Below are 25,136 nucleotides of genomic sequence, written 5' to 3' on the forward strand. Positions count from 1 at the left end.
GTGCTACTGGGTAGTTAAATACCCGATTGATTTTAAAGCCTCGCATTGCGGGGCTTTTTTGTACAGGAAGTACTTATCCTCGAATGCCATGGATGGCATAGGAGAGGATTTGTACAGGAAGTACTTATCCTCGAATGCCATGGATGGCATAGGAGAGGATTTGTACAGGAAGTACTTATCTATAAATCTTCGAATGCTATGGATGGCATAGGAGAGGGTTTGTACAGGAAGTCACTCTCTATTTATGAATCCTCGAATGCCAAGGATGGCAGTAGGAAAGGATTTGTACAGGAAGTATCTATCTATGAATCCTCGAATGCCATGGATGGCATAGGAGAGGATTTGTTGCTGTTAATAATTAGGTGATTACGATTAGTCTGTTTTCATGGTAAAAAAGGTAACGCTAGCCACAATGTGTGTTGGCTTGAGCGTGTAGAATATTAATGGTTGTAAATAGCAGAATATAAAAGAGGTTCACCATGAAACCCCAAATTTGGTTATTTGCGCTTAGCGCAGCGTGTTTTAGCTTTACAACATTGGCAAACAGCAGTGCTGAGTCTGCAGTGGCGACTAAGCCTGTGGCAGCCAATGAGCCTGAACCTGTAAAGGTGGTGAGGCAGTTTATTCAAGCTTTTAATAATCATAGTGTTGAGCAGTTACTTAAGCACACAACGCCAAACATACATTGGTCTAATGTCTCTACGATGAAGATGGATATTCAAACCTCCAGTCAAAATGAGCTAGGTGCGGCAATGACTGATTACTTTGCTAGCCTTAATAATGCTAAAGCGACATTAAGACGCGTTACGGTTACTGGGAATTACGTTAGCACTGTAGAAGAAGTGCAATGGAGCCATGAGGGTGAGCAAAGCAGCCAGTGTAGCCTAGGCGTTTATCAGCTAAATGGCGATAAGATTAATGCGGTATGGTATTACCCAGCTCACGCCTGTGGTGAGCAAGTATGGCAAGATGTTGCTAAGCCAGAGATTGTTCAGCCAGAAATCGGCCTGCTAAAAGAAACGCGCCAATAAGGAAAATTTCAGTGTCAAAGAAGTACATCATCGCATTAGATCAAGGGACAACCAGTTCACGCGCAATCGTATTTGATCAAAATACCAATATGGTAGCGAGCTCTCAGCGCGAATTTAGTCAGATGTATCCAAAACCAGGTTGGGTTGAGCATGATGCGATGGAGATCTGGGCGTCTCAAAGTTCAACGCTAATCGAGGTGCTTGCCCGTGCTGATATTCATAGTGAAGATGTAGCGGCAATCGGGATCACTAACCAACGTGAAACAACGGTCATTTGGGATAAAGTCACTGGCAAGCCGGTTTACAACGCGATTGTTTGGCAGTGCCGCCGTAGCACGGATATTTGTGAACAGCTAAAAGCACAAGGCCTTGAAGACTATGTAAAGCAAGCTACGGGATTATTACTCGACCCATACTTCTCTGGCACTAAAATTAAATGGGTTTTAGACAATGTTGAAGGGGTAAGGGAGCGAGCTGAAAAAGGTGAGCTGCTATTTGGCACTATTGATACTTGGCTAGTCTGGAAGCTCACTGAAGGTAAGGTGCATGTTACAGATCCTACTAATGCTTCTCGTACCTTGTTGTTTAATATCCACAGCCAGAAATGGGATGAAACATTACTTAAAGCATTAAATATCCCTGCATCACTGCTGCCAGAAGTTAAACCATCATCTGCTGTATATGGCCATACACGAATAGCCGGGGAAGGGAGCAATATTGCGATTGCTGGTATGGCGGGTGATCAACAAGCTGCGCTGTTTGGCCAACTGTGTATTGAACCGGGAATGGCGAAGAACACCTATGGTACAGGGTGTTTTTTATTGATGAATACGGGCTTAGAGGCGGTGCAATCAAAGCATGGCTTATTAACAACCATTGCCATTGGCGCCAATGGTGAAGTCAACTATGCACTTGAAGGCTCGGTGTTTATGGGCGGTGCGACCGTGCAGTGGCTTAGGGACGAATTGGGGCTGATTCGCGATGCGCAAGATACTGAGTATTTTGCCTCCAAAGTAGCCGACACCAATGGAGTATATTTAATCCCAGCATTTGTTGGCTTAGGCGCACCATATTGGGACCCTGATGCACGCGGTGCATTAGTTGGCTTAACCCGTGGTGCTAATCGTAATCATATTATTCGTGCCGCATTAGAAGCTATTGCTTATCAAAGCCGCGATCTATTAGATGCGATGGCTAAAGACAGTGATGTAGAGCTTAAACAGATTAAAGTTGATGGTGGCGCCGTTGCCAATGACTTTTTGATGCAATTTCAAGCCGATATCACCAACGTTGAAGTACAGCGTCCAGAGCTAACAGAAACCACTGCAATGGGCGCGGCGTTTTTAGCGGGCTTAGCTGTAGGGTTTTGGCAATCAACCGATGAGTTAAAGCTTAAAGCTGGGGTAGAACGCAGTTTTATGCCGCAAATTAGTGCTGAAAAACGTGACAGCCTATACCGTGGTTGGCAGCAAGCGGTAATGCGCACTCGATAGTTGTAACTATGTGATAATTAGCTACTAGCAGCGCTCTTTTCCACTCACACATTGATATCAATCTTAGTGTGAGTGGATTCTAATTGCTCTGACTCAGTTTTATCCTCATTTTCTTGTAAAGCTCCTGCTTGGCGTCTGTCGGTTGTCGGTCCTTTTCTTCTCTCAAGGCTGGGATCGAGTGGGTAAGCTAAATCTTGCTGTTTACGCCGATCTTCTTTATTGGCTCGTCGTTCTAAATGCTCAGGCAATTGAGGTTGTTGTGGCGCGTGATTATCGGCCGTGATTTCTGCGCTTGCTGTAAGTTGTTTTACCTTGCGTTTCGCCTTCACCTTTGCAATTACCGGTTTAGCGAGCATGGCGTATATGCTATCGAGACTCATAGTTCAGCCCTTTTATTAAAGAGGTTACTTATATTATCGGCTGCTGGTGGTTAATATTTAGCCTTGCTTGAGTGTCTGCAAATAATTTGCTGCATAGTCATATGAGCTTTGGGTTAATTATGATTAATTTTTTGAGTAAGAAAATGGCTATTTGGCAGAGACAAGCTGCTAATTAAATCGCCTTTGGCTGGTATTTGCTGGCTGTAAATTGGGTGCAATATCCACATTAAAACCCCAGAGGTGGAGTTTTGCGCCCGTTTTGTGACTGTTTTTACTGCTTTTTAGTCGAGAATTGCTTGGCAATCCCCACATAAATCCACGTTAACCTCTTTCATTAAAATTTACCCCTAATTAGCTGCTAACCCGCTTGGTTGCTGGATTTTAAATAAGCGCCTTTCCTTGACAAGTCTTGCATTCTATCCCTAAACTTAGCTGTTGTGGGGAAATGTGGATATTTGTGGATAATTTATAGAACGGCAGGGACGACAATACGGTGTTTTCTGGGGCAAGCGCTATTAATCTTGATACCAAAGGACGGATCGCCATACCAAAGCGATACCGTGAGCTGCTGAGCGCCTGCCATAATAGTCAACTTGTTGTTACTGTTGATATCCAATCTGCTTGTTTACTCCTGTATCCCATTCAGGAATGGCAGCAGATAGCCGCTAAACTAGCATTACTTTCCGATACACAACCTACCGAACGAGCAATAAAACGCTTATTGCTTGGTTATGCCCATGAATGCGAATTAGATGGCAATGGCCGTATGCTGTTGCCACCGCCATTACGTCAATATGCCGACTTAGACAAACGAGTCATGTTAGTTGGACAGCTCAACAAGTTTGAGTTGTGGGACGAAGCGGCATGGCAACAACAGATTGAGCAGAGTCGAACAGCGATTCTTAATGAAGATTTGGCTGCTAACGAACGCTTGGCAGATTTTTCACTGTAGCCAGTGATACTTAAAAATAGAAGACAACCATGACACAAGAATTTGAACATCTATCAGTACTGCTAACAGAAACGGTAGCTGGCTTAAAGATTAAACCAGATGGTATCTACATTGATGGCACATTTGGTCGTGGTGGTCACTCTCGAAAAGTGCTTGAGCAGCTGGGCCCTAATGGCCGACTCATCGCCATTGATCGTGATCCACAAGCTATTGCTGCTGCTGAGCAGTTTAAAGATGATAGCCGTTTCCAAATTGTCCATGGCGGTTTTGGTCAGTTAGCTGATTACGTTGAAGATCTCGGTCTTAAAGGTCAAATCGATGGCGTGTTATTAGATTTTGGTGTGTCATCGCCACAATTAGACGATGCTGAGCGTGGCTTTAGCTTTTTACGTGACGGCCCATTAGATATGCGTATGGACAACTCGCAAGGTCAAACTGCAGCGCAGTGGATTGCTCGCGCAGAAATCGAAGATATGGCATGGGTATTTAAAACCTACGGCGAAGAGAAAAACGCACGCCACATTGCCCGTTGTATTGCAGCGGATCGTGAAAAAACACCTTTCTTGCGCACTACAGAACTTGCTGAGCTGATAGCCCGCATAACCAAGAACAAAGAGCGTAATAAGCATCCTGCAACGCGAGTTTTTCAGGCTATCCGAATTTACATCAATAGCGAGCTTGAGCAAATTGACCAAGCACTAGAAGGTGCACTAACGGTATTAGCACCAGAAGGTCGTTTATCGGTTATTAGTTTCCACTCGCTTGAAGACCGTATGGTTAAGCGCTTTATTCGCCGTAATAGCCAAGGTGAAAGCGTGCCACACGGTTTACCAATTACTGAAGCTGAGATTAATAAGTCGCGCAAATTAAAAGGTGTGGGCAAAGCAATTAAGCCTTCAGCAGAAGAGATTGAACGCAATGCTAGAGCACGTAGCTCAGTACTGCGTGTTGCAGAGCGTTTACCTTACGACGCCGAAGCGATTTAGAGGTCTACGTGAGTAAGTCGCAATTGAATCTAACTCGCATTGTGCTGCAAGACCTTTGGCAGAACAAGTGGGTGATGATCCTCGCGTTGTTAGTGATGCTAAACGCAATTGCGGTGGTATATACCAGCCATGAAGGGCGCAAATATACCAGTCAGTGGGATCAGTTATTACAAGAAAGAGATCGGCTTGATATTGAATGGCGCAACTTGTTACTTGAAGAGCAATCCCGTTCAGAACATAGCCGAATAACCCGGATAGCGACGAAAGAGCTCAATATGAACCGTCCGCTACCGAAAAATGAGATTGTTGTAAGGGTGCCATGAGTAAACAGGCCAAGCGTAAACAAAAACCACAGCTGATCCAATGGCGTTTATACGTTGTTGTGGGATTTGTTTGCCTAATGTTTACCAGTTTGATTGGCCGCGCAGCTTATATTCAAATTATTGAGCCTGAAAAGCTACGCCACGAAAGTGATATGCGCACATTGCGTACCACGAGCCGTGAGGTGCAGCGTGGCTTGATCACCGACCGTAACGGTGAAATGCTTGCTGTGAGTGTGCCGGTTAAGGCGGTGTATGCCGATCCTAAAGTTGTGCACGATAAAAATGGCTTTGCAGATATGCGCCGCTGGCAAGCGTTAGCAGATGTATTGCACGAGCCTAAAGAAGATATTCTTAAGCGGGTACAATCTAACCCTCGTAAACGTTTTACCTACCTTAAGCGCCAAGTTACGCCAGCCGTTGCTGATTATATTAAACAGCTTAAATTGCCTGGTGTTTACTTAAAACCTGAATCGCGTCGTTATTATCCAACAGGTGAGATCTCAGCTCAGTTAGTCGGTATCACCAATATCGATGACAAAGGTATTGAAGGGATTGAAAACACCTACAATGATTGGCTAACCGGCACGCCAAGTAAGCAAAAAGTACGTAAGTCGCGCGACGGGCACGTAGTTGAGCGTCTTGATATGGTGCAAGAAGGCGAAAGCCCGAATGACCTAGTGCTAAGTATCGACCAACGTATTCAGCAGTTAGCTTATCGTGAGCTTAAAAAAGCCACCGAGGTGAATCAGGCCACATCAGGCTCAATTGTGGTGCTTGATGTGCATACTGGCGAAGTGTTAGCTATGGCTAATACGCCATCTTACAACCCTAATTCACGCGAAAATTTGCAAAGTTACCGCATGCGTAACCGAGCGCTGACTGACTCTTATGAGCCAGGCTCAACCATTAAGCCATTTGTAGTGGCTGCAGCCCTTGAGGCTGGCACCATTAAAGTCGACGACATTATTAAGACCAACCCAGGGCGTATGCGCATTGGCGGCAAGATTGTTCGCGATGGTCGTAACTATGGCGATTTATCCCTAAGTGGCATTTTGGTGCACTCAAGTAACGTAGGTATGACCAAAATAGCGCTGTCGATGCCAGTGCAAGAGTTATTGGGTGCCTATCAAACTATGGGCTTAGGTAATTATTCAGGAATTAATTTAGAAGGTGAAAGTGCGGGTCTTATTCATGATCGTCGTCGTTGGTCTGAGTTTGAACGTGCCACCTTATCTTTTGGTTACGGTTTAATGGCAACGCCATTACAACTAGCCAGAATGTATTCAATTTTAGGCAATAAAGGCGTTCTTTATCCGGTTTCGATTTTAAAGCTTAAGCAAGAGCCTGAAGGCACTCAGGTATTATCGCCAGAAGTCGCCCAAAGCGTCATGGAGATGCTAGTCGGTGTCACCGAAAAAGGCGGCACAGCCCTAAAAGCCCACATTGAAGGCTATCCAGTTGCAGGTAAAACAGGTACAGCGCGTAAAGCGGTAGCGGGTGGCTATGGTGAAGACTACGTTGCGCTATTTGCCGGCGTGGCTCCTGTACATAATCCAAAGCTTGCTATTGCCGTGGTTGTTAACGAGCCGAAAGGTGATCGCTATTATGGTGGTGATATTGCCGCACCAGTATTTGCTGCTGTTATGTCGGGTGCCTTGCAAATGCTTAACGTAGAGCCGATTTCAAATCGCGAAAAAGTACGCCTAGCTGCAAATTCTAGGAGTGTTGAATGATGCTAATACGAGATTTATTGGCGCCATGGTTTCATTATTCGGGAGTCGAGAGCTTCCAAAATTTAACGCTTGATAGTCGAGCTGTTGAGAAGGGCGATATTTTTGTTGCTATTCCGGGCTACCAAGTTGACGGCCGTAAATTCTTAGCCGCAGCATTTGAGCGCGGTGCTGTAGCAGCCTTGGTGCATACCGACTCTCCAGATGAACACGGAAAAATCGTCACTAATGCTGGCTTGCAGATTATGTTTTTCCAGCTAAATAGGCAGATCTCAGCACTTGCTGCACAGGCTTATCCATTATCTGCCGCTCGACCACAAATTGTTGGTGTTACAGGCACTAACGGTAAAACATCTATTACTCAGTTAGTGGCGCAATTACAGTTATTGCAAGGTAAGCAAACCGCGGTGATGGGCACCCTAGGTAATGGTCTTTGGGGACAACTTGTAGATAGTGGCAACACTACCGCAGATCCCGTAACCCTAATTAAACAGTTACAACAGTTTGAACAGGCAGGCGCAGATACATGCGCGATGGAAGTGTCTAGTCATGGCTTAGTACAAGGCCGGGTTGAAGCTGTGCCATTTGATGTTGCTGTATTTACTAATTTGAGCCGCGACCACCTTGATTACCACCATACGATGGACGCTTATGCTGCGGCTAAAAAGCGCCTTTTCCAATTCGCGAGCTTACGCGCAGGTTTAATTAATTGTGACGATGCAGTTGGTCGTGAATGGTTGGCAGAGCTTCAGTCTGACAAGTTTTTGGGCTACAGCGTTAAAGGTAATTCAAGCGCGGATATTTATGCCAAAGATTGTTATTTCCACGATGGCGGTGTGCGTTGCACTTTAGTGTGGCCACAAGGTGAAGCTAAGCTAGATTCGCCGCTATTAGGTGACTTTAATCTAGCCAACCTAATTGCAGCATTGGGCGCACTTTATCTGCTTGGCGAAGATATGCAGCAGTTAGTAACGCTAGCCGCCAAGCTCGAGCCTGTGGCTGGGCGTATGGAACGCTTTACTGCAAAAAATGACGTTACATTGGTGGTCGATTATGCCCACACACCTGATGCTATTGAGCAAGCGTTAAAGGCTCTAAGAGTCCATTGTCGTGGTGAGCTTTGGTGTTTATTTGGTTGTGGTGGTGACAGAGACACAGGTAAGCGCCCTATGATGGCCGCCAGTGCTGAGCAGTTTGCTGATAAAGTCATGGTGACCAGCGACAATTGTCGCAGTGAAGATCCGCAGGTCATTATTAATGACATTCTCGCCGGGCTAACGCGTCCTGAAGCTGCTTTGACTCAAGTTGATCGCAAGCTTGCGATTCAAACGATTGTTGCTCAAGCGAAGTCTGGCGATATGGTGTTACTCGCGGGTAAAGGGCATGAAACCTATCAAGAAGTTAACGGTATTAAATTGGATTACGATGAAAGAGCCTTCACCAAAGCGATTGCAGAAGGTGGCTTATGATTAACGTTTCTTTAGCTCAATTAGCAGCGCGCCTAAACGGCAAGTTAATTGGTAACGACCTACAAATCGACAGTGTGTCAACGGATAGTCGAGCGGTAGATAATCAAACCTTGTTTGTTGCTTTAAAAGGCGAAAACTTCGATGGTCATAACTTTGCTCAAGCGGCTGTTGATGCAGGGGCTAATGCCTTGTTAGTAGAGCGAGAGTTGCCAGTTAAGGCGAGCCAAATCCTTGTTGAGAATAGCCAAAAAGCAATGGGCGAAATTGGCGCTTATGTGCGTGAGCAAATTGCACCTATTTGTATCGCATTAACTGGTTCTAACGGCAAAACCAGCGTTAAAGAGATGATTGCAACTATCTTATCGCAGCATCATCAAGTGCTTTACACTGCGGGCAATTTTAATAACGAAATAGGTGTGCCGCTAACGTTACTCAGACTACAACACGGTGATGAGTTTGGTGTGTTTGAACTTGGCGCTAATCACGCAGGGGAAATTGATTACACCTCAAGCCTAGTTAAGCCTAGCGTGGCCATGGTCAACAACGTTGCCTCTGCACACCTTGAAGGGTTTGGCTCTTTAGAAGGTGTGGCCAAAGCAAAGTCTGAGATTTTTAATCATATTAGCGCTGATGGCACGGCGGTAATTAACGCAGACGATAGCTTTGCTGATGTGATGCTTAACGCTTCTAGCCACCTCAAACAGCTCTGCTTCGGGGTTAAAACTAACGATTCAAATCATCTAGATGTATTTGCGACAGACTTAGTTGCTGATGCATACGGGCGGTATGGCTTTAACCTTTGTACTGCAACCGAATCTTTGCAAGTTAATTTACCACTTGCAGGGCGTCATCAAGTGTCTAATGCGCTGGCTGCAACTAGCATGTGTTTAGCGTTAGGCCTGTCACTGGCCGATATCGGTCAAGGACTTAGTCTACTGCAGCCGGTAAAAGGGCGTATGTTACCGAGCCAGCTGGGGCGAGTGACAGTGATTGATGATAGTTACAATGCTAATCCTGCTTCTGTAGGAGCTGCAATTGACTGGCTTCAAGAAATTAAAGGAAATCGCTGTTTAGTACTGGGCGATTTAGGTGAATTAGGCGACAATGCCGCCCTTTTGCATTGTCAGCTTGGCGAATTAGCTAAAACAAAAGGTGTAAATGCGCTGTTTTGTCTAGGTACGTTGAGTGAAGGTGCTAGTCACGCTTTTGGCTCCAAACATTACCATGATATCGACGAGTTAGTTGCAGGACTGATTCAATATATTAATGGTTTACCTGCAGAGGTTACTGTGTTGGTAAAAGGTTCTCGCAGCGCGAGAATGGAACGAGTTGTTGAAGCTTTAACAATGGCCTATGGTCGCGGGGAGTTTGTTTAATGCTGGTTTACCTGGCTGAGTATTTAACCCAATTTTACAGCGGGTTTAACGTATTTTCGTATGTGACGTTTCGAGCGATTTTAGGCTTGATGACGGCAATGGTATTAAGTCTTTGGCTAGGTCCAAAGATGATTGAGCGTTTGCAGCTAATGCAAATTGGCCAAGTTGTGCGTAATGACGGTCCTGAATCACATTTTAGTAAGCGTGGTACGCCTACTATGGGCGGCATACTGATCCTTGCTGGTGTATTTATCAGTGTGTTGCTTTGGGGCGATCTTGGTAGCCGTTACGTTTGGGTCGTGCTGTTTGTGCTAGGTAGTTTCGGCTTAATTGGCTTCATTGATGATTACCGTAAAGTGGTGCGTAAAGATACTAAAGGTCTGATCGCTCGCTGGAAGTATTTTTGGCAATCAGCTGCCGCATTAGCAATCGCAGTATATCTGTATGCGTCGGCGCAAAGCCCTGGTGAAACGCAATTAGTAGTGCCGTTCTTTAAAGATATTATGCCGCAGTTAGGTGGCTTCTTTATCGTGTTGGTGTACTTCACGATTGTTGGTTCAAGTAATGCGGTTAACTTAACCGACGGCCTTGATGGTTTAGCGATTATGCCAACAGTGATGGTTGCAGCAGCATTTGCGTTAATTGCTTACCTTTCAGGTCACGTGCAGTTTGCTAACTATTTGCACTTACCTTATTTGCCGGGCGCGGGTGAGTTAGTCATTGTGTGTACGGCGATTGTCGGGGCGGGCCTTGGTTTCTTGTGGTTTAACACTTATCCAGCGCAAGTCTTTATGGGCGATGTTGGCTCACTAGCACTTGGCGCTGCATTAGGCGCAATTGCGGTATTGGTTCGTCAAGAGATTTTGCTAGTGATTATGGGCGGTGTTTTTGTAATGGAAACCGTGTCGGTGATCTTGCAAGTAGGCTCTTACAAGTTACGTGGTCAACGTATTTTCCGTATGGCACCGATTCATCATCATTACGAGTTGAAAGGCTGGCCTGAACCTCGAGTGATTGTGCGTTTTTGGATTATTTCATTGTTCCTAGTTCTGCTTGGGCTAGCGACTCTGAAGCTTAGATAATACGTCTAATTAATTACAGCAAACAGATATTAACTGAATTGAAATAGGTCTGATATGGCGCAGCAGTATTCACACATTGTATTAGGTTTAGGCGCAACGGGGTTGTCTGTTGTGCGTTACCTGTGTGGGCAAGGTATCACCCCGTTGGTGATGGATAGCCGAGCTGTGCCTCCAGGCGCAGACGTATTGGCGGCTGAGTTTCCTCAAGTTGAGTTAATTGCTGGTGGTTTTGATTGCCGTTATTTGGTGCAAGCGGAGCAAATCGTTATCAGCCCGGGCATCGCCTGCGAAACCCCAGAAGTCAGAGTTGCCTTTGATATGGGGATTGAGGTGATTGGTGATGTTGAGCTGTTTGCCAGAGAAGTGAGTAAGACTGACGCTAAGGTGATTGGTATTACTGGTTCAAATGGTAAGACTACTGTAACCACTTTAGTCGGTGAGATCGCCAAGGCGAGTGGTTGTAGTTATGCGGTTGGCGGTAACATAGGTGTGCCAGCATTAGACCTATTGCTTGAGCCGAAAGATTTATACATCCTTGAGCTTTCAAGTTTTCAATTAGAAACCACCCATAGCCTAAATTGTGCTATCGCAACGTGCTTGAATATCAGTGAAGATCATATGGATCGTTACAGCGATATTGAGTCATATCGTCAAGCTAAGTTGAAGCTTTATGATCAGACCAAGATGGTGTTATTCAACCGTGAAGATCCATTAACAACGCCTAATCACCCGGCGAATCAAAACAGTTTTGGCTTAGATGTGCCAAGTGATGACGCTTGGGGAATTACCGGTGGCATGTTGGTGCTTGGTAGTAGCCCTATTATGTCAGTGAATGATGTGGCGCTAGTAGGCAGCCATAACCATGCCAACGTATTGGCTGCTATGGCGTTAACCTCAGCGGTTGGTATAAAGCGTGATTATCAAATTGCAGTTGCTAAAGAGTTCAATGGGTTAGAGCATCGTTGTGAGACGGTAGCTGAAGTAGCTGGTGTTACTTATATCAATGATTCCAAAGCGACCAATGTAGGCGCAACCGTTGCGGCTATTGATGGGCTGAGTGATCACTTAGGTGAGCTCATTCTTATTGCGGGTGGAGATAGTAAAGGCGCTGATTTATCCAGCCTTGAGCCGGTGATTGCAAAAGTGAGTAAGTTAATCACTCTAGGCAGAGATGGCGATAAAATTGCCGCATTAAAACCTGATTCAATAAAAGTAGCAACTTTAGCCGAGGCCGTTGCTGTAGGGCGTGAGTTAGCGACCCCAGGCGATATTGTTATCTTGTCGCCAGCCTGTGCCAGTTTAGATATGTACCCAAACTATATGGTGCGTGGAGAAGAGTTTCGTAGCTTGGTAGCAGCCTTTGATGGCGAGTAAGGAAAAGCTGTTGAACTTTTTTGGCGAGCGCTTTAAATGGCCAATGCCAAACCTGTTTAACGACAGCATTACGCCAAGCAAGCATTTGTACGATAGGTCATTGTTGTTTGCTGTGCTGGCACTGATTAGCTTCGGTTTTGTGATGGTGATGTCAGCTTCTATGCCAGAGGCACAAACCTTAACCGGTAATCCGTTTCACTTTGTTTGGCGTCACGGTGCTTATCTCGTTGGCTGTGTGCTGATTGCAGGTGTGGTGCTGCAGATTGAAATGCGACATTGGCAGCGGTTTAGTCCTTTGTTGTTGCTGGTTGTTGGCTTGATGCTGTTTGCTGTACTGCTGGTCGGAACCACTGTAAATGGTGCTACGCGTTGGTTATCAATCGGACCTATTCGTATTCAGGTTGCTGAGATCGCCAAGTTTGCATTTGCGATCTATATGGCGGGTTACTTAGTACGTCGTCATCAAGAGATAAGAGAAAACGCCAAAGGCTTTTATAAGCCAATTGCAGTATTTGCAGTTTATGCGGTGTTAATTTTGGCTCAACCTGACTTAGGTACAGTGGTTGTGCTGTTTGTTGGTACCGTGGGCTTACTGTTTTTAGCTGGTGCGCGTTTATTTGATTTCTTTGCTTTGATCTTGGCAGGAATTTTAGCGTTCGTTGCCTTGGTACTATTCGAACCTTACCGGATGCGCCGAGTGACGTCGTTCCTAGACCCATGGCAAGATCCGTTTGGTAGTGGTTATCAGCTAACTCAATCATTAATGGCTTATGGCCGAGGTGACTGGTTTGGACAAGGGTTAGGTAACAGTATTCAGAAGTTGGAGTATTTGCCAGAGGCGCATACCGACTTTATCTTTGCCGTGATTGGTGAAGAACTAGGGTTTATAGGCATTATCGCTGTACTTGCCGTGCTGTTATTTGTGGCATTAAGAGCAATCAAACTCGGTAATATGTGTTTAGTGTTAGATCGAGCGTTTGAAGGCTACTTAGCTTACGGCATAGGTATTTGGATTTGCTTTCAAACCGTGGTTAATGTTGGCGCCAGTATTGGTATGTTGCCAACGAAAGGACTAACACTGCCATTTATTAGTTATGGTGGTAGTAGTTTATGGGTTATGACGGCGGCAGTGATGTTGCTGATCCGTATCGACTATGAACGACGATTAAGTGTCACCCAGGCCGTAGATGGCCGTGCAGGTAAATAATGAGTGAAACAATGACTAACCAAACTGAAGAAAAACGCATATTAATCATGGCCGGTGGTACTGGTGGTCATGTATTCCCTGCGTTAGCAGTTGCCAAATATTTAAGCCAGCAAGGCTGGAAGGTTCGTTGGTTAGGGACCGCTGAGCGAATGGAAGCGAGGCTTGTGCCACAACATGGCTTTGATATCGACTTTATTGATATCAAAGGGGTACGCGGTAATGGGCTGATGCGCAAGTTAGCCGCGCCTTTTAAAATTTTACGCTCAGTCATGCAAGCGCGCGCTGTGATTAAAAGTTTCAAGCCAGATGTGGTGATGGGAATGGGCGGCTTTGCAAGTGGCCCAGGTGGTGTAGCTGCTAAGTTATGCGGCATTCCTTTGGTATTGCATGAACAAAACGCCATCCCAGGCATGACCAATAAGCTATTGTCGCGCATTGCATCGCAAGTATTGTGCGCCTTTGAAGGTACCTTTACTGATGTTCAAGCTGAAACAGTAGGTAACCCAATTCGTAAAGAGCTGATTGCGTTGGGTGAAAAGCGTGACCAAGCCTGTGATGACGACTCGCTAAAAGTTTTGGTTGTTGGTGGTAGTTTAGGCGCGAAAATCTTTAACGATGTGATGCCTAGCGTATTAGAAGGGGTGAGTAAGACTCACTCGATGACAGTGTGGCACCAAGTTGGTCGCGATAATTTGGCAACAGTAAAAGCTGAGTATCAGCGTTTAGGCCAAGATGGCAGTGTTAGTGTTGCCGAATTTATTGATGATATGGAAGCGGCTTACCGCTGGGCAGATGTTGTGGTGTGTCGCTCGGGGGCATTAACAGTATCAGAGCTTGCTGCAGTTGGTCTGCCAAGTCTACTCGTACCATATCCACACGCAGTGGACGATCATCAGACTAAAAACGCCAAAGTGTTAGTTAATGCTGGGGCAGCGTTTTTATTGCCACAGCCAATAGTGGATACCAGCAAGTTAATGACAAAACTGTCGATGTTGGCATCTGATAAACAAGAATTATGTAATATGGGCCAACGAGCTCGAGACGTAGCAATATTAGACGCAACGCAAAGAGTTGCTAACGTCTGTATTCGATTAGCTGAGAAGGGTTGAAATGAGTAATAAAGCAGAAAAGCATTCACAGCTAAGGTCAATGATCCCTGAAATGCGCAGAGTAAAGCATATCTACTTCGTCGGGATCGGCGGTGCAGGTATGGGCGGCATTGCAGAAGTATTAGTAAACGAAGGCTACAAATTAAGTGGCTCAGATATCGCTGAAAGCGCGGTAACTGAAAGATTGGCACAACTTGGTGCAACGATTTACATAGGTCACGATGCCAGCCAAGTAAAAGACGTAGACGTAGTTGTGGTTTCAACTGCAATTAGTGCTGATAACCCAGAACTTGTTGCGGCAAAAGAGTTACGCATTCCTGTGGTTCGTCGTGCAGAAATGCTTGCAGAGCTAATGCGCTACCGCCATGGAGTTGCCGTTGCTGGCACCCACGGTAAAACCACGACAACAAGTTTGATCGCCAGTGTTTATGGTCAAGCTGAGCGTGACCCAACATTTGTTATCGGTGGTCTGCTAAACAGTGCCGGAACGAACGCAAGATTAGGGCATAGTCGCTACCTGATCGCCGAAGCTGATGAGAGTGATGCGAGTTTCTTGCACTTACAACCTATGGTGAGTGTAGTCACAAATATCGAAGCTGATCATATGGACACCTATGAAGGTGATTTAGAAAAGCTAAAAACCACCTTCGTTGATTTTTTACATAACCTGCCATTCTATGGTGTGGCAGTTGTTTGTATTGATGATCCAATTGTACGTGAGCTATTGCCACGTATTGGTCGCCGTGTGGTGACTTACGGGTTTAGTGAAGATGCTGATGTGCGAGCGGTAAGCTTTAAGCAAACAGGTTATAGCTGTGAATTTACAGTGCGCCGTGCAGGTGTTGATGACTTACAGTTGTCAGTTAACTTGCCCGGTGAGCATAACGTATTAAACGCACTCGCAGCGATTGCGGTTGCGACAGAAGATGAAATTGCTGATGAAGCGATTATCAAGGCCTTAGCTGAGTTCCAAGGTATTGGTCGCCGTTTTCAACAAATTGGCGAATTTAGCACTGCTAAAGGTGACATTAAATTAGTTGATGATTACGGTCACCATCCAAGTGAAGTGGCTGCGACCATAAAGGCTGCAAGACTAGGATGGCCAGAGCGTCGTTTAGTCATGATCTATCAGCCACATCGCTATAGCCGTACCCGTGATTTATACGAAGACTTTGTTGAAGTGTTATCTCAAGTTGATTGTCTGCTGATGCTAGATGTTTATTCGGCTGGTGAGGCTGCGATTCCGGGAGCTGATAGCCGAGCACTTTGTCGCTCTATTCGTGTGCGCGGCCAAGTTGAGCCTGTATTTGTGGCAAGCAGTGAGCAACTTGAAACCTTGTTACCTGAGATTTTGCAAGATGGCGATCTTTTGTTAACTCAAGGCGCGGGCAATATTGGCATGATCTCGCGAAGCTTAGCTGAGTCAAATCTTGGCTTTGATGATACAAAAAATGTGTAATTTAGAGTTATATAGCTTAATTTACTCATCAAATTTTGACGCTTGGAATAAGGGCTATATAATGGCCGATTTTCTGAGTTTGCGGTTGCAAAAGGAAGCCTAAAGGTGTCTTGGCGCGAGAAAGGTCAGCGTGTTCGAGTTTTGCTTTTGCAAGCCGATTGGTATTTGTGCTTTGGTGTAGTGTTTTTGCTGTGTGTTTTAGCTGGATTCGCTATGGTGGCGATGAAGCTGGATACCGTACTAAATGATGCTGATGCCTTGCCAATTGAAGCCGTTGCGGTCAAAGGCGAGCGGCTATATACCGAAGACAGTGAAATCCAAGTCGCGCTGCAAGACTTGATGGAAAGAAGCTTTTTTTCAGCGGACGTCAATCAAGTGCAAGATGCTTTAGAAGCTTTACCTTGGGTTTACCAAGCTTCAGTGCGGCGTGAGTGGCCAGCCAAATTAAAGATATATTTGGTTGAACAAAAACCAGTTGCACATTGGAATGGTGATGCTTGGCTCAATATTTATGGCGAAGTATTTGATGCGCCAATAAAAGAAGGTATACCTAATTTACCTTTTTTGACCGGGCCTGAAGAGCAGGGTAAGTCGGTACTAACTACTTACCAACAGCTTGGTGAATTATTAAGAATTAATGGCTTTAACTTACAAAGTTTAAGCTTAAGCCCGCGACATGCTTGGCATGCAGAGCTCAATAATGGCATAAGGCTAGAGCTTGGCAGAGAAGACAAGATGGCAAGGGTACAAAGATTTATCCACGTCTACCCAAAACTTGCGCAGCAAGATAAACAGGTAGCGACCGTGGATTTGCGCTACGACACAGGTTTGGCCGTAGGTTGGGATGATGCACAAAAGAGAGCCGTTAATTAATGACCAAGAATCTAGATAGAAATCTGATCGTGGGATTGGACATAGGGACATCAAAAGTCGCTGTGATCATTGGTGAAGTGTTGCCGGACGGTGAGATCAGTATTGTTGGCCTTGGTAACCATCCTTCAAGAGGCATGGATAAGGGCGGCGTTAATGACCTCGACTCTATCGTGCGCAGTGTGCAGCGAGCGCTAGATCAAGCAGAGCTAATGGCAGACTGCCAAGTATCTTCGGTTTACTTGAGTATTTCTGGTAAACATATCGAATGCCAAAATGAAAATGGCATGGTGTCGATTAACGATGAAGAAGTAACACAGGAAGATGTTGATAACGTTATCCATACGGCACGTTCGGTAAAGATCCCAACAGAGCGTCGTATTTTGCATGTGTTACCTCAAGAATATGCAATTGATGTCCAAGACGGTATTAAGAGCCCTATTGGTATGTCTGGTATGCGTATGGAAGCGAAAGTCCATATCGTGACTTGTGCCAATGATATGGCCAAGAACATCACCAAAAGTGTTGAGCGCTGTGGCTTAAAGGTTGATGGTTTGGTGTTCTCTGCTATTGCTTCAGCTGATTCTGTATTGACTCATGACGAAAAAGATTTAGGTGTTTGTTTAGTTGATATTGGCGGTGGCACTACTGATATCGCGGTATACACTAATGGCGCGTTACGTCACTGTGCAGTTGTACCGGTTGCGGGTAACCAAGTGACTAACGATATCGCTAAAATTTTCCGCACACCTTTGTCTCATGCAGAGCAAATTAAAGTGCAGCACGCAAGTGCACGTAGCTCAATGGTTAGTCGTGAAGAGAGTATTGAAGTGCCATCTGTAGGTGGTCGCCCATCACGTAGTATGTCACGCCATACGCTGGCCGAGGTTGTTGAGCCAAGATACCAAGAATTGTTTGAACTGATCTTAAAGCAGCTACAAGAGAGCGGCTTAGAAGATCAAATAGCGGCAGGCATAGTCATTACCGGCGGTACAGCATCTATTGAAGGTGCTGTTGATATCGCTGAGGCAACATTTGGTATGCCAGTTAGAATGGCACAGCCGCTGCCAGTTAAAGGATTACACGAATATGTGGATCAGCCTATTTACTCTACAGGAGTCGGGCTGCTTCACTTTGGTGCGCGCATGGTGATTGAACGTGAGTTCGAACGTCCTGAGCGACAAGGGGTCACCAGTGTTTGGAATCGGGTCCAAAGCTGGTTTAAAGGCGAGTTTTAGTTAATAACGCAGGCATAACGGAGAGAAGACCATGTTTGAGATCATGGATAGTCATACAGACGAAGCGGTGATTAAGGTCATCGGTGTCGGTGGCGGCGGTGGTAATGCCGTTGAGCATATGGTTAAACACAACATCGAAGGTGTTGAGTTTGTGGCAACAAATACTGACGCACAAGCGCTGCGTAAGTCTGCTGCATCAACCACAATTCAATTAGGTCGCGATGTGACCAAAGGTTTGGGCGCTGGCGCAAACCCTGAAATCGGTCGTTTAGCGGCAGAAGAAGACAAAGAAAGCATTCGTAATGCGATTAAAGGATCTGACATGATCTTTATCGCAGCGGGTATGGGCGGTGGTACAGGTACTGGTGCTGCACCAGTTGTTGCTGAGATCGCACGTGAAGAAGGCATTTTGACAGTTGCTGTTGTAACTAAGCCTTTCCCATTCGAAGGCAAAAAGCGTATGACCTACGCAGATCAAGGTATTGAGCAACTTGCTAAGCATGTTGACTCATTGATCACGATTCCAAACGAAAAATTACTTAAAGTGCTAGGTCGTGGTACATCGTTACTTGATGCATTTGCTGCAGCAAACAACGTACTACTTGGTGCTGTACAGGGTATTGCTGAGCTAATTACTCGCCCAGGCTTAATCAACGTCGATTTCGCCGACGTGAAAACAGTTATGTCTGAAATGGGTAATGCCATGATGGGTACCGGTGTTGCCAGTGGTGAAGACCGTGCAGAAGAAGCGGCAGAAGCTGCTGTTGCAAGTCCACTATTAGAAGACATCGATCTTGCTGGTGCTCGTGGTGTACTGGTCAATATTACCGCTGGTATGGATATGAGTATCGAAGAGTTCGAGACAGTGGGTAACCACGTTAAGGCTTACGCTTCTGACAATGCAACAGTTGTTGTGGGTGCGGTAATCGATCCTGAAATGTCTGATGAGTTACGTGTAACGGTAGTTGCTACTGGTATTGGCGCTGAAAAGAAGCCTGACATCCAGTTAGTATCTAAGCCTGCTCCACGTCCAGAGCCAATCGTTCCTGCTGAGCCTCGTCAAGAGAGCTTTGCTGCTGAAGATGCTATCACGCCAACTATGTCGCATGGTAATACGGCACCAGCCGTACAACCACAAGTTGCTACACCGGTTAGCGAGAAGAAGAACGAACTCGACTATTTAGATATTCCAGCATTTTTGCGTAAGCAAGCTGATTAAGTTTAGTGTTACTAAATAGTTAACAGCTATAAGGCAATACTAATGTGTTGTCTAAAGGCTGAGTGAATTTTGGTTAATTTGCAAAGATATGCTAAGATATCCGACCAGCATCGGCCACGCACGCTTAAAAAGTGAGTAGAAGCTGCTTTTTTGTTGAGATAATTAACGGGTAAATACATGATTTTTCAAAGAACTGTCAAAGAAATGGTTAAGACTACTGGTGTTGGATTGCATTCCGGCAACAAGGTGACTTTGATCATTAAGCCCGCGCCAGTTAACACAGGTATTAAGCTAGTGCGTACCGACTTGACCCCAGCAGTTGAGATCCCAGCTGTTGCCGATCAAGTGCGTGAAACGACTATGTGTACTGCACTGGTTAACGATGATGGTGTTCGTATTTCAACGATTGAGCACTTGTTTGCAGCGTTAGCTGGTCTAGGTATTGATAACGCAGTTATCGAAGTCGATGCGCCTGAAATTCCAATTATGGATGGCAGTGCTAGTCCGTTTGTGTTCCTACTGCAATCAGTAGGTATCCAAGAGCAAAGCGCAGCTAAGAAATATATCAAAATCACTAAGCCAATTCGTGTTGAAGACGGCGACAAGTGGGCTGAGTTGAAACCGTTTAAAGGTTTCAGAGTTGATTTCGCAATTGACTTTAATCACCCAGAGATCGCACGTAGTCAGCAACATATGGTTATGGATTTTTCATCGTCAGCTTTTGTTAAAGATATCAGCCGCGCAAGAACCTTTGGTTTTATGCGAGATATCGAGTACCTAAGAGCCAATAACCTTGCACTAGGCGGCAGCATGGAAAATGCTGTTGTACTTGACGAATATCGCGTCCTCAACCCCGATGGCCTGCGTTATGAGGACGAGTTCGTTAAGCATAAGATCCTTGATGCTTTTGGTGATTTGTATGTAGCGGGTCACGCTATTGTTGGTGAGTTCTGTGCATACAAAACTGGGCATGCACTTAACAATCAGTTGGTGCGTGCCATGCTTGCTCAACAAGACGCTTGGGAAATTGTGAGCTTTGAAAAAGAAGCCGACGCTCCAGTCAGCTTCTCAGTACCAGCTGGTGCTGTATTCGCTTAATCGCGAATTAAGATTGCCTTGAACGGCTGGCTAATGCAGCCAGCCGTTTTAGTTTTAGCGCTAATGTCCCCTCTGTATGTTCCGCTAATGCTTCTATGTGAGCGGCGGCATTTTCACTAATCAGGTTGTGAGCGGCTTTGGGTTTTGTTTGATACATTAACAAGCTTGGGTTGACTTTAACCTCGATTGCGGTAAGCATGGGTAGCGTTTCGGCTTGTAGCATTTGTAATATTTTGGGTTTTTGGAAGTTAATTCTTGCCGCCCAAGCAGCCGTTGTAGTTTCAATAACCAAGATCCCTTGACGCAAATTGGCAACTTTTAGTTGCTCAGTCACTGGACCAGTTAGCACTTGTTTCACGTAATGATCTAAGTGTAATAACAGTTCTGCTTTTTCAGCTAAATTGGGCATAGTCCCATGCTGATGCAGTAATTGACTGAGATCCTGAGGGGGCTTTTTCATATGATAATAAAATGGCTTAATTAGGCTATGAGTGTAACAGTTTTTATTCAAGGTCGAAATGGTGCCACCCGCTGGCAACCAGGAAAGCGTTGGCTGCTTTTACCTATCCTGCTTATAGCAGCAGGTACAAGTCTTTATCAGCACAATGCTAAGCAAATTACAGAGCAACAAGCTAATATCGATAACGAGCGCATGGCTCGTGAAGCACAAAAGGATGAGTTAATTGCACTTAAAGGTGCGACTGAAACTCAGCTTTCGATGTTAGTTGCCCACGTTGCGCGTATGCAAGCTAAACTCACGCGCTTAGAAGCACTGGGTCAGCAAGTTGCAGTAAATAATCAATTAGAAGATCAATTTGATTTCTCTTCAGAAGTCGGTGTGGGCGGTATCAGTGAATTAGGTACTAACATCGAACTCGATCAGCTTATTGCCGATATGGATGAGCTGGTATCTCGAATAGATAATAATAATGTTCAGCTTTCACTACTTGAAACAGTAGCATCTAACCTCCATATAGATGAAGAACGTTATATATCTGGGCGACCAATTAAAAAAGGTTGGTTATCCTCGCCCTACGGTTTACGTAATGATCCTTTTAATGGCAAGCGCACGATGCATAAAGGCATCGACTTTGCCGGTAAAGAGGGCGTCGATGTAATCGCGACAGCAGGTGGCGTAGTTACATGGGCGGACAAGATGTTTGGCTATGGTAATTTAGTAGAAATTGATCATGGAAATGGTCTAAGTACACGCTATGGTCATAATAAAGCTTTGTCAGTAAATGTGGGCGATGTGGTCGCTAAAGGCGATAAAATCGCTGTTATGGGGAGTACTGGGCGCTCGACTGGGCCTCATGTACACTATGAAGTGTTGCGCGGTGGACAACAGATAGATCCGCAAAAATATGTCTACCGCAAGGCAGGGTAATCGTAAAATCGGCTTTCAGGCTCTAAAAGGGACTTGGCCAATAACATAGAAGTGGTTCAGATGTTTGGTAAATTACTGACAAAAGTATTTGGTAGTCGCAACGATCGTACACTTAAGGCGTTTGGTAAAGTCGTTAACAAGATTAACGCGCTAGAAGCTGAGTATGAAAAACTATCGGATGAAGAATTAAAAGCAAAAACCGCCCACTTCCGCGAGCGTTTAGACGGTGGTGAATCATTAGAAGGTGTTTTACCTGAAGCATTTGCAACGGTACGTGAAGCTTCGAAGCGCGTGTTTGAGATGCGTCACTTCGATGTCCAGCTTATCGGTGGTATGATTTTGGATAGTAACCGCATCGCAGAAATGCGTACCGGTGAAGGTAAAACATTAACGGCAACTCTGCCTGCATATCTAAATGGTCTAACAGGTAAAGGCGTACACGTTATTACCGTGAACGACTATCTAGCGGGTCGTGATGCTGAAAACAACCGTCCTCTTTTTGAATTCCTTGGTTTAACCGTTGGTATTAACGTTGCTGGTCTTGGTCAAGTTGAAAAGAAAGCAGCTTATGATGCCGATATCACCTACGGTACCAACAACGAATTTGGTTTCGATTACCTACGTGACAATATGGCGTTCTCACCTGCTGAGCGCGTACAACGTCCACTTCACTATGCCCTAATCGACGAAGTCGACTCGATTCTTATCGATGAAGCACGTACTCCGTTAATTATTTCTGGTGCTGCAGAAGATAGCTCTGAGCTATACATTAAGATCAACACACTGATCCCTAACCTAGTAGCTCAAGAGAAAGAAGATACAGAAGAGTTTGTTGGCGAAGGCGACTACTCTGTTGATGAAAAATCAAAGCAAGTTCATATGACTGAACGCGGCCAAGAAAAGGTCGAAGTGTTATTGACTGAGCGCGGCATGTTAGCTGAAGGCGATTCATTATACTCAGCAGCTAATATCTCTTTATTACATCATGTGAATGCAGCACTTCGTGCACATACACTATTTGAGAAAGACGTCGATTATATTGTGCAAGACAACGAAGTGGTTATTGTTGATGAGCACACTGGCCGTACTATGCCGGGTCGTCGTTGGTCTGAAGGTCTGCACCAAGCAGTAGAGGCTAAAGAAGGTGTTCATATTCAAAATGAAAACCAAACTTTAGCGTCAATTACATTCCAGAACTTCTTCCGTCAATATGAAAAGCTTGCCGGTATGACGGGTACTGCTGACACTGAAGCATTCGAATTCCAACATATTTATGGACTAGACACAGTAGTTGTACCGACGAACCGTCCGATGGTTCGTCAAGATCATGCTGATTTAGTTTATCTAACAGCTGAAGAAAAATATGCTGCTATCGTAAAAGATATCGTAGGTTGTCGTGAGCGCGGTCAGCCTGTATTGGTTGGTACCGTTTCGATTGAACAATCAGAGTTACTGCATAGCTTATTAAAGAAAGAAAAGATCCCGCATGAGATCTTGAATGCTAAATTCCATGAACGCGAAGCAGACATCGTAGCGCAGGCAGGCCGAACAGGTGCGGTAACTGTTGCAACTAACATGGCTGGTCGTGGTACCGATATCGTGTTAGGCGGTAACTGGAACATGGAAATCGAAGCTTTAGCCAACGCAACTGATGAACAGAAAGCCAAAATTAAGGCTGACTGGAAAATCCGTCATGATGAAGTTGTTGCTGCCGGTGGTTTACACATTCTTGGTACTGAGCGTCACGAATCTCGCCGTATCGATAATCAGCTACGTGGCCGTTCAGGTCGTCAAGGTGATGCAGGTTCTTCACGTTTCTACTTATCTATGGAAGATAGCTTAATGCGCATCTTCGCTTCAGACCGTGTTTCATCAATGATGAAGAAGCTAGGTATGGAAGAAGGTGAAGCGATTGAACATCCATGGGTATCACGCGCTATCGAAAACGCACAACGTAAAGTTGAAGCACGTAACTTCGATATCCGTAAGCAATTACTAGAATTTGACGATGTTGCTAACGACCAACGTCAAGTGGTTTACGCACAGCGTAATGAGCTAATGGATGCTGATAGTATTCAAGACACTATTACTAACATTCAAGAAGATGTGGTTAATGGTTTAATTGACCAATACATTCCGCGTCAATCTGTAGAAGAGTTGTGGGATATTGAAGGCTTAGAAAAACGTCTTCAGCAAGAATACGCAATGAACCTTCCTATCCAAGAATGGTTAGATAAAGAAGACGATCTGCATGAAGAAACACTACGTGAGCGTATCGTTGAAACTTGGGTTAATGCTTATAAAGCTAAAGAGGAGATGGTAGGCGAACAAGTTCTACGTCAATTCGAAAAAGCGGTAATGCTGCAAACGCTAGATGGCTTGTGGAAAGAGCACTTATCGGCGATGGACCACTTACGTCAAGGTATTCACTTGCGCGGTTACGCACAAAAGAATCCAAAGCAGGAATATAAGCGTGAGTCGTTTGAGCTATTCCAGCAAATGCTTGAGTCATTAAAGCACGATGTAATTAGTGTGTTGTCTAAAGTACAAGTGCAAGCACAATCAGATGTTGAAGAGATGGAAGAGCGCCGTCGTCAAGAAGACGCAAAGATCCGTCGTGATTATCAACATGCAGAAGCAGAAGCATTAGTTGGTGCAGAAGAAAGTGCTGCTCTAGCTGCAACCCAGCCAACCGTGCGCGAAGGTGAAAAAGTTGGCCGTAATGATCCATGCCCATGTGGTTCAGGTAAAAAGTACAAACAATGCCACGGTAAGCTGAGCTAAATATAAAGCTACTAATTACAGGTATAGTTTATATAGAAGGGTGACTCATTGAGTCACCCTTTTTTATTGCAGCTATAAAAGAGCTAAATCATATAGCAGGACTAGCTAGAAGCTTTATCGTTAGTTAAAGAAGGAAAATTCATGAGAACTTACGGATGGCTGATTGCGGCAAAAATAGCGAAAGAAAGTAGATAATACCTATATAGCAGTACCACTAAGAATATGCTGAGGTAAATTGAGCTACCACTAAGTACGTAAAGATAATAGCTGTCGAACATAAAAGCAGCGTTGCAAAAGCGTTTTGTGGATAAGTCTGAGGGTAACTAGTGGCTAAGTTGTGCCTAAATAAAAACATTGAAAAAAGATGAATTATTTCGAAAAAAGCGCTTGCGCTCTTTTCGAATCTCCCTATAATGCGACCCCACTGACACGGCGCAGCAGGCAACACGCCAAGCAGCACGAGTTAGTGAGTTAACTTCTTCGGAACAGTAACTCTGGTGACAAGCGGTTTAAGAGCTTCAAGTAGCGACTTCTGATTAAGAAATCAACGCTTGAAAAACTTCTTAAAA

General features: G+C 45.0%; 21 protein-coding genes. 19 read left to right on the forward strand and 2 right to left on the reverse strand.

What is annotated here, in order from left to right; translation table 11 throughout:
- Positions 1 to 479: 479 nt before the first annotated feature.
- Both MSG37_RS17125 and glpK read left to right on the forward strand, forming a co-directional pair.
- A complete protein-coding gene (locus MSG37_RS17125; RefSeq protein ID WP_248471885.1) occupies positions 480 to 1,031 on the forward strand; it encodes a nuclear transport factor 2 family protein in 552 nt (183 codons plus the stop codon).
- A gap of 11 nt (positions 1,032 to 1,042) precedes the next feature.
- The gene (glpK, locus tag MSG37_RS17130) at positions 1,043 to 2,524 is read left to right on the forward strand and encodes a glycerol kinase GlpK (protein ID WP_248471886.1); all 1,482 of its coding nucleotides are present in this window, start codon (positions 1,043 to 1,045) and stop codon (positions 2,522 to 2,524) included.
- A 44-nt stretch (positions 2,525 to 2,568) separates the two neighbouring features.
- Here the strand turns inward: glpK and MSG37_RS17135 are convergent, their stop codons facing one another.
- Positions 2,569 to 2,904 (reverse strand): hypothetical protein, encoded by a 336-nt coding sequence (locus tag MSG37_RS17135; RefSeq protein ID WP_248471888.1) that lies wholly within the window; start codon positions 2,902 to 2,904, stop codon positions 2,569 to 2,571.
- Positions 2,905 to 3,397: 493 nt separating this feature from the next.
- Here MSG37_RS17135 and mraZ point away from each other — a divergent pair, with 493 nt between their 5' ends.
- The 15 genes from mraZ (at position 3,398) to lpxC (ending at position 20,396) form a co-directional block, all read left to right on the forward strand.
- Complete coding sequence (gene mraZ / locus MSG37_RS17140; RefSeq protein WP_248471889.1) at positions 3,398 to 3,856, forward strand: division/cell wall cluster transcriptional repressor MraZ; 459 nt, start codon at positions 3,398 to 3,400, stop codon at positions 3,854 to 3,856.
- A gap of 29 nt (positions 3,857 to 3,885) precedes the next feature.
- Positions 3,886 to 4,842, forward strand: coding sequence for a 16S rRNA (cytosine(1402)-N(4))-methyltransferase RsmH (rsmH, locus tag MSG37_RS17145; RefSeq protein WP_248471891.1), 957 nt, complete (start codon positions 3,886 to 3,888; stop codon positions 4,840 to 4,842).
- 8 nt (positions 4,843 to 4,850) lie between these two features.
- Positions 4,851 to 5,165, forward strand: a complete 315-nt coding sequence (gene ftsL, locus MSG37_RS17150) for a cell division protein FtsL (protein ID WP_248471892.1) — start codon at positions 4,851 to 4,853, stop codon at positions 5,163 to 5,165.
- Entirely contained in the window at positions 5,162 to 6,898 is a 1,737-nt protein-coding gene (locus MSG37_RS17155) for a penicillin-binding transpeptidase domain-containing protein (RefSeq protein WP_248471894.1), read from the forward strand. The genes ftsL and MSG37_RS17155 overlap by 4 nt, the downstream gene beginning before the upstream one ends.
- Positions 6,895 to 8,364 (forward strand): UDP-N-acetylmuramoyl-L-alanyl-D-glutamate--2,6-diaminopimelate ligase, encoded by a 1,470-nt coding sequence (gene murE, locus MSG37_RS17160; RefSeq protein WP_248471895.1) that lies wholly within the window; start codon positions 6,895 to 6,897, stop codon positions 8,362 to 8,364. Before MSG37_RS17155 ends, murE begins: the two co-directional genes overlap by 4 nt.
- Complete coding sequence (murF, locus tag MSG37_RS17165; protein ID WP_248471897.1) at positions 8,361 to 9,740, forward strand: UDP-N-acetylmuramoyl-tripeptide--D-alanyl-D-alanine ligase; 1,380 nt, start codon at positions 8,361 to 8,363, stop codon at positions 9,738 to 9,740. Before murE ends, murF begins: the two co-directional genes overlap by 4 nt.
- The gene (gene mraY / locus MSG37_RS17170; protein WP_248471898.1) at positions 9,740 to 10,822 is read left to right on the forward strand and encodes a phospho-N-acetylmuramoyl-pentapeptide-transferase; all 1,083 of its coding nucleotides are present in this window, start codon (positions 9,740 to 9,742) and stop codon (positions 10,820 to 10,822) included. Before murF ends, mraY begins: the two co-directional genes overlap by 1 nt.
- Positions 10,823 to 10,876: 54 nt before the next feature.
- The gene (gene murD / locus MSG37_RS17175; RefSeq protein ID WP_248471899.1) at positions 10,877 to 12,196 is read left to right on the forward strand and encodes a UDP-N-acetylmuramoyl-L-alanine--D-glutamate ligase; all 1,320 of its coding nucleotides are present in this window, start codon (positions 10,877 to 10,879) and stop codon (positions 12,194 to 12,196) included.
- Complete coding sequence (gene ftsW, locus MSG37_RS17180; RefSeq protein ID WP_248471900.1) at positions 12,186 to 13,403, forward strand: cell division protein FtsW; 1,218 nt, start codon at positions 12,186 to 12,188, stop codon at positions 13,401 to 13,403. The genes murD and ftsW overlap by 11 nt, the downstream gene beginning before the upstream one ends.
- Positions 13,404 to 13,414: 11 nt before the next feature.
- Complete coding sequence (gene murG, locus MSG37_RS17185) at positions 13,415 to 14,512, forward strand: undecaprenyldiphospho-muramoylpentapeptide beta-N-acetylglucosaminyltransferase (protein WP_248471901.1); 1,098 nt, start codon at positions 13,415 to 13,417, stop codon at positions 14,510 to 14,512.
- A 1-nt stretch (position 14,513) separates the two neighbouring features.
- Positions 14,514 to 15,971 (forward strand): UDP-N-acetylmuramate--L-alanine ligase, encoded by a 1,458-nt coding sequence (gene murC / locus MSG37_RS17190; RefSeq protein ID WP_248471902.1) that lies wholly within the window; start codon positions 14,514 to 14,516, stop codon positions 15,969 to 15,971.
- Between the two features lie 105 nt (positions 15,972 to 16,076).
- Complete coding sequence (locus MSG37_RS17195) at positions 16,077 to 16,844, forward strand: cell division protein FtsQ/DivIB (protein ID WP_248471903.1); 768 nt, start codon at positions 16,077 to 16,079, stop codon at positions 16,842 to 16,844.
- A complete protein-coding gene (gene ftsA / locus MSG37_RS17200; protein ID WP_248471904.1) occupies positions 16,844 to 18,079 on the forward strand; it encodes a cell division protein FtsA in 1,236 nt (411 codons plus the stop codon). Before MSG37_RS17195 ends, ftsA begins: the two co-directional genes overlap by 1 nt.
- 31 nt (positions 18,080 to 18,110) lie before the next feature.
- Positions 18,111 to 19,298 carry a cell division protein FtsZ gene (gene ftsZ, locus MSG37_RS17205; RefSeq protein ID WP_248471905.1) on the forward strand — a complete coding sequence of 396 codons (1,188 nt, stop codon included), beginning with the start codon at positions 18,111 to 18,113 and terminating at the stop codon, positions 19,296 to 19,298.
- 177 nt (positions 19,299 to 19,475) lie between these two features.
- A complete protein-coding gene (lpxC, locus tag MSG37_RS17210) occupies positions 19,476 to 20,396 on the forward strand; it encodes a UDP-3-O-acyl-N-acetylglucosamine deacetylase (protein WP_220769534.1) in 921 nt (306 codons plus the stop codon).
- Between the two features lie 7 nt (positions 20,397 to 20,403).
- Here lpxC and MSG37_RS17215 read toward each other — a convergent pair whose 3' ends face one another.
- Positions 20,404 to 20,856 carry a DciA family protein gene (locus MSG37_RS17215; protein WP_248471906.1) on the reverse strand — a complete coding sequence of 151 codons (453 nt, stop codon included), beginning with the start codon at positions 20,854 to 20,856 and terminating at the stop codon, positions 20,404 to 20,406.
- Positions 20,857 to 20,883: 27 nt separating this feature from the next.
- On the opposite strand from MSG37_RS17215, the gene MSG37_RS17220 reads away from it, so the two are divergent.
- Together MSG37_RS17220 and secA are read left to right on the forward strand one after the other, a co-directional pair.
- Positions 20,884 to 21,783, forward strand: coding sequence for a M23 family metallopeptidase (locus MSG37_RS17220; RefSeq protein WP_248471907.1), 900 nt, complete (start codon positions 20,884 to 20,886; stop codon positions 21,781 to 21,783).
- A 60-nt stretch (positions 21,784 to 21,843) separates the two neighbouring features.
- Positions 21,844 to 24,567, forward strand: a complete 2,724-nt coding sequence (gene secA / locus MSG37_RS17225) for a preprotein translocase subunit SecA (RefSeq protein WP_248471908.1) — start codon at positions 21,844 to 21,846, stop codon at positions 24,565 to 24,567.
- Positions 24,568 to 25,136 lie beyond the last annotated feature (569 nt).

The organism is Shewanella sp. 1CM18E (assembly GCF_023161665.1).
Lineage (GTDB): Bacteria > Pseudomonadota > Gammaproteobacteria > Enterobacterales > Shewanellaceae > Shewanella.

What these genes read in the sequence shown, in the direction of transcription:
- MSG37_RS17125 (WP_248471885.1), top strand. Translation starts at nt 480, where the DNA reads ATGAAACCCCAAATTTGGTTATTTGCGCTTAGCGCAGCGTGTTTTAGC.
- MSG37_RS17135 (WP_248471888.1), bottom strand. Translation starts at nt 2,904, where the DNA reads ATGAGTCTCGATAGCATATACGCCATGCTCGCTAAACCGGTAATTGCA.
- rsmH (WP_248471891.1), top strand. Translation starts at nt 3,886, where the DNA reads ATGACACAAGAATTTGAACATCTATCAGTACTGCTAACAGAAACGGTA.
- MSG37_RS17155 (WP_248471894.1), top strand. Translation starts at nt 5,162, where the DNA reads ATGAGTAAACAGGCCAAGCGTAAACAAAAACCACAGCTGATCCAATGG.
- murE (WP_248471895.1), top strand. Translation starts at nt 6,895, where the DNA reads ATGATGCTAATACGAGATTTATTGGCGCCATGGTTTCATTATTCGGGA.
- murF (WP_248471897.1), top strand. Translation starts at nt 8,361, where the DNA reads ATGATTAACGTTTCTTTAGCTCAATTAGCAGCGCGCCTAAACGGCAAG.
- mraY (WP_248471898.1), top strand. Translation starts at nt 9,740, where the DNA reads ATGCTGGTTTACCTGGCTGAGTATTTAACCCAATTTTACAGCGGGTTT.
- murD (WP_248471899.1), top strand. Translation starts at nt 10,877, where the DNA reads ATGGCGCAGCAGTATTCACACATTGTATTAGGTTTAGGCGCAACGGGG.
- ftsW (WP_248471900.1), top strand. Translation starts at nt 12,186, where the DNA reads ATGGCGAGTAAGGAAAAGCTGTTGAACTTTTTTGGCGAGCGCTTTAAA.
- murG (WP_248471901.1), top strand. Translation starts at nt 13,415, where the DNA reads ATGACTAACCAAACTGAAGAAAAACGCATATTAATCATGGCCGGTGGT.
- murC (WP_248471902.1), top strand. Translation starts at nt 14,514, where the DNA reads ATGAGTAATAAAGCAGAAAAGCATTCACAGCTAAGGTCAATGATCCCT.
- ftsA (WP_248471904.1), top strand. Translation starts at nt 16,844, where the DNA reads ATGACCAAGAATCTAGATAGAAATCTGATCGTGGGATTGGACATAGGG.
- ftsZ (WP_248471905.1), top strand. Translation starts at nt 18,111, where the DNA reads ATGTTTGAGATCATGGATAGTCATACAGACGAAGCGGTGATTAAGGTC.
- lpxC (WP_220769534.1), top strand. Translation starts at nt 19,476, where the DNA reads ATGATTTTTCAAAGAACTGTCAAAGAAATGGTTAAGACTACTGGTGTT.
- MSG37_RS17215 (WP_248471906.1), bottom strand. Translation starts at nt 20,856, where the DNA reads ATGAAAAAGCCCCCTCAGGATCTCAGTCAATTACTGCATCAGCATGGG.
- MSG37_RS17220 (WP_248471907.1), top strand. Translation starts at nt 20,884, where the DNA reads ATGAGTGTAACAGTTTTTATTCAAGGTCGAAATGGTGCCACCCGCTGG.
- secA (WP_248471908.1), top strand. Translation starts at nt 21,844, where the DNA reads ATGTTTGGTAAATTACTGACAAAAGTATTTGGTAGTCGCAACGATCGT.